The sequence below is a fragment of the Microbacterium sp. NPDC087868 genome, assembly GCF_044900755.1.
GTDB lineage: Bacteria > Actinomycetota > Actinomycetes > Actinomycetales > Microbacteriaceae > Microbacterium > Microbacterium galbinum.
The window spans coordinates 50021-54482 of the sequence record NZ_JBJDNO010000008.1 but is presented as its reverse complement, the minus strand read 5'-3'; the positions used below and the strand labels follow the sequence as shown (position 1 = coordinate 54482).

Annotated in this window: 3 protein-coding genes; 2 read left to right on the top strand and 1 reads right to left on the bottom strand. The window is 66.7% G+C overall.

The genetic code is table 11. From position 1 onward, the window contains the following. Nucleotides 1–128 precede the first annotated feature (128 nt). A complete protein-coding gene (locus tag ACI2JZ_RS17850) occupies nt 129–416 on the bottom strand; it encodes a WXG100 family type VII secretion target (RefSeq protein WP_066141890.1) in 288 nt (95 codons plus the stop codon). Between the two features lie 145 nt (nt 417–561). On the opposite strand from ACI2JZ_RS17850, the gene ACI2JZ_RS17845 reads away from it, so the two are divergent. Together ACI2JZ_RS17845 and ACI2JZ_RS17840 are read left to right on the top strand one after the other, a co-directional pair. Continuing rightward, entirely contained in the window at nt 562–1608 is a 1047-nt protein-coding gene (locus ACI2JZ_RS17845; RefSeq protein ID WP_388023348.1) for an RDD family protein, read from the top strand. Further along, nucleotides 1605–4462 (top strand): FtsK/SpoIIIE domain-containing protein (locus ACI2JZ_RS17840; RefSeq protein ID WP_404598771.1); only part of this gene is annotated, 2858 nt, incomplete at its 3' end. The genes ACI2JZ_RS17845 and ACI2JZ_RS17840, both read left to right, overlap by 4 nt.

The following is a 4462-nucleotide window of genomic DNA, read 5'->3' as shown; positions in this document are numbered from 1 at the left end:
AAACGACTCCTCAGGTATCCAGCGACGACGCTGCAGGACAATTCGGTATTCAAGGATCAGGCGGTGCAAGAAAAATGTGGCCGCCCGTAATTTCCCAAGGCGGCCACATTACCCCGTAAAAAATGGTCCTACTTGCCAGCCATGGAACGGTCGGTGTCCTGGATCTGCTCCATCATGTCGCGCAGGGCGATGGCCATGTCATTAATGCCGTCGAAAGCCTTCTTCAAGCCATCGTTCAGGTCCTTGTAGCCTTCGCCGAACTGGCCCGAAGCGTGCTCGGTGGTGAAGTCTTCGCCCAGCAGCTTGTCCACGCCGGACTGCAGCTGCTCAAGAACGCCATCCAGGTCTTCGCGCCCGGTATCAAGCTTCGATGCCATGGCTTCCATTTCGCCATAATTGGCCTTGAAATCAGTCACAACAATGCTCCTCAACTCGTCGACTGGCCCGCTTGCCGGGCCACTCTAGTTCGTTCACAGTCTAGAATAATGTGGCAGATGGCCTCCGTTCAATGGGGAGAACTCCCCGTGGCAGGCCGGCATTGAACTGAAGTAGAAAGGTCCCATGGACGTCGTTTCAGCAGCAGCCCTCGCCAAATCCTCCACCCTCGGAATGCGGCCGGCCGAAGCACGCCTGCGCATTTGGTCCTACCTTATCGACTACGCTATTTCGCTGGCTGCATTGCTGCCCGCCGGCATCGGCTACGTGATTTTCCGGGTGACTGGACAGTACTCCACCGTTCCGCTGGTCCTGTCCGCGGTCAGTGCCCTGCTATTGCTGGTCTACCTGATTGTCTTGCTCACGATGAACAGCCGCAAGGGCTCTTCGCCCGGCAAGTCCGCGATGCGACTGCGCGCCACCGGACTGGGCCGCTTCGCCGCACCGGGTTTCCCCCGCGTTATGGTCGCGTCTTTCGCCTTCCTGCTCAGCCATCTCATCCCGCTCATCGGCCCCGTCCTGCTACTGGTCTCCTGCCTGTTCGACAAGGAGCACGGCCGCGGCTGGCTGGACAAGATTGCCCAGACCTATGTGGTCGATATCCGCAATGGACTGGACCCCACCAACCCGCGGGCGCTGGCCCGTGCCGAATACCTGCTCTCGCGCCCGGACCGGGACATTTCCGAGCATCTGCCGCCGCTGGGCACGATCGAAGATGACGCCGAGCGCGAAGAGGCCGCCGTGCCTTCGCGTGCCCGGTCCACCGCGGGCATTGTCGGGGCGCAAAACAGCGACTGGCATTCGCCTTCGGAGCAAGGTCTGGGAATCGTCCGCCGCGCGGCCTTCGCCTTCGACGACGGGTCCTACATCCCGGTTCCCGAATCCGGGCTGATCGGGCGTGCGCCCCAGGCCACCGCGGGCACCGGCAATGAACTGCTGGTCGCGCTGAAGGACCCGGAACGTCTGATGTCCAAAACGCACCTGGCCTTCGGCTGCGACGGGGCGAATGCCTGGATCATGGACCTGGGATCCAGCAATGGCACCCAGGTCATCGTCGCCTCCCGCGCCCCGCACAATGCACCGCCCCATGTCCGCCTGCATCTGAATGACGGTGACGTCGTCCAAGTCGGCAGCCGCACCTTCCGCATTACCTTCCAGGAGACCGCCAAGTGAAAATCAAGGCCACGCTCAGGCGACCGGACACCAGCACCGTGGACGTCATCCTGACCTGCGATGCGACCGCCACCGTGGGAGATGCCGCCCGCGCCCTGGCCGGGGAGCAGGTTCCCGAGCACCCCACGCTGCTGGCCACGGCCACCGGCACCGCCCCGGTGCAGCTCGATCCGCACACCCCGCTGGCCGAAGCGGAACTGGGTTCGGGCTTCACCATCGAAGTCGTGCCGACTACCGACGCCTTCGTCTCAGGCGGCTCGGCGGCCGCGGTGCTGCGCGTGGCCAACGGCCCGGATGCCGGCATGGCCTTCGCGCTGCCCGCCGGCACCTCCTATGTGGGGCGCTCGGAGAAGGCCACCGTGGTGCTCAACGACCGCATGGTCTCCACCCGGCATGCGCGCATCGAGGTGGGCAGCAAGATCGAGCTGGTGGACCTGAACTCCGCCAACGGCATCCTGGTGGATGGCGGCTTGGCCCAGCGCGTCTCGGTGATCCCCGGCCAGCTGATCACCCTGGGCGCCACGGATGTCTACTTCGAGCTGCTGCACGGGACCGCCACGGGGCAGTCCCCGGTCTACGAGATGGGCGGCTCGATCCTCTTCAACCGCTCCCCGCGGGTGGAGATCCGCTACCCCGGCGAGGAACTGCCTCGCCCGGCGATCCCGCAGGAAGCCAGCCCCAAGCTCTTCCCCTGGCCGATGATCTTCGCACCGCTGATCATGGGCTTGACCATTTTCTCGCTGACCCAGCGCGCGCTGTCGCTAATCGTGGTGCTGGTCTCGCCGCTGATGATGCTGGGCAACCTGATCGGCCAGCGCACCCAGAACAACAACAAGCTGCGCCTGGAAATCGAGACCTTCGAACGGCAATTCGAGGCATTGGAAGATGGCCTGCTGGCCGGGGAGGAAGCCGAACGCGCCCACCGGCGCAGCGAAGCCCCAGCCACCGCAACGGTCTTCGAGCAGGCCGAGTCCCTGGGCCAGCTGCTCTGGACCCGACGCCCGGAGCACTGGAACTTCCTCTCCCTGCGGCTGGGCTCGGGAACCGCCCGCAGCCGCACCACCGTGGCCCCGTTGGCGGACCGGGCAGGACTGCAGGAATACGTCGAACGGGTCGAAGAGCTCACCGAGCAATACCGGATGATCGACGATGTGCCGATCATCGAGCTGCTGCCCTCTGCCGGCGCCATCGGCATTGCCGGGCCCCGGCTGCAGTCCGCCGATGTCCTGCGCTCGCTGGCCGTGCAGCTTTTCGGCCTGCACGCCCCCAACGACCTGTGCACCGCCGCGATCATCGACCCGGCCTGGACCGGGGACCTGGAATGGTTCAAGTGGCTGCCGCACACCACCGGGCCGCGCTCCCCGCTGGCCCAGCTGGCGCTGGCCGATACGCAGACCTCGGGCACCGTGCTGCTCAACGCCCTGGAAGAGCTCATCGCCCGGCGCAACGACCCGGCTTCCTACCGGCTGGGCCCGCTGTCCACCCGCAATTCCTCCATGGAGCTGGGCAAGGAAGCCGGCGAGCAGAACACCAGCGTGCCGTTAGCCAAGGACCTCTCGCTGGTGCTGTTCGTCAGCAATGACGCCCCGGTGGACCGCGCTCGGCTCTCGCAGATCATCGAGCGGGGACCGGCCGTGGGCATCTACACGATTTTCGTGGCCCCCACCGTCCAGTCCCTGCCGGCGGCCTGCCGCACCTTCGTGGATGTCACCCGGGGCCTGGAGGATGCCCGCGTGGGCTGGGTGCGCGCCGGCGAAGAAGCCCGCAAGGTGACCGTGGAAGGGGTCTCGCGCGAGCATGCAGAGCACTTCGCCCGTCGGCTGGCTCCGATCGTTGACTCCAGCTCGCTGGTCCCGGACTCTTCGGATATCCCGGACTCGGTGTCGCTGCTGCGCATCCTGGGCAACGATCTGGCCGAAGCACCGGACGCGGTGCTCGAGCGCTGGAAGCAGAACAACTCGGTGATCGACCGCGCCGCCACCGGGCCCCGGCCGCGGCTCAAACGCGCCGGAACCCTGCGCGCCTACGTCGGCCAGAGCACCCCGGATGCGATGAGCCTGGATCTGCGCACCCAGGGCCCGCACGCCCTGGTAGGCGGCACCACCGGCTCGGGCAAGTCCGAATTCCTGCAGGCCTGGGTGCTGGCGATGGCCGCCGAGTACAGCCCCGACCGGGTCACCTTCCTCTTCGTGGACTACAAGGGCGGCTCGGCCTTCGCCGACTGCGTGGAGCTGCCGCACTGCGTCGGGCTGGTCACCGACCTCTCCCCGCACCTGGTCCGCCGCGCGCTGACCAGCCTGCGTGCCGAGCTGCACCACCGCGAGAAGCTCTTCCACCGCAAGAAGGCCAAGGACCTGCTGGAGCTGGAAAAGCGCCAGGACCCGGAGACCCCTCCGGCCCTGGTCCTGGTGGTCGACGAGTTCGCCGCCCTGGCCGGGGAGGTCCCGGAATTCGTGGACGGCGTAGTGGACATCGCCCAGCGCGGCCGTTCATTGGGAATCCACCTGATCCTGGCCACCCAGCGCCCGGCCGGGGTGATCAAGGACAACCTGCGCGCCAATACCAACCTGCGCGTGGCCCTGCGCATGGCCGACGCCGCCGACTCCAATGACGTGGTGGAGGACCCCATCGCCGCCGGCTTCGATCCGTCGCTGCCCGGCCGCGGCATCGCCAAGACCGGCCCGGGCCGGCTGGTGCCCTTCCAGTCCGGCTACGCCGGAGGCTGGACCACCGACGAGCCCGAAACGGCCGAAGTGCGGGTGGAGGACCTGCGCTTCGGCGGCGCGCGCGTCTGGGAGCAGCCCGAATCGGGGACACCGGACATCGAGGAGAACAGCGGCCCGAACGACCAGAA

Bases quoted from the DNA above. Each gene is read 5' to 3' on its own strand.
- ACI2JZ_RS17845 (WP_388023348.1), top strand. From the start codon at position 562: ATGGACGTCGTTTCAGCAGCAGCCCTCGCCAAATCCTCCACCCTCGGA.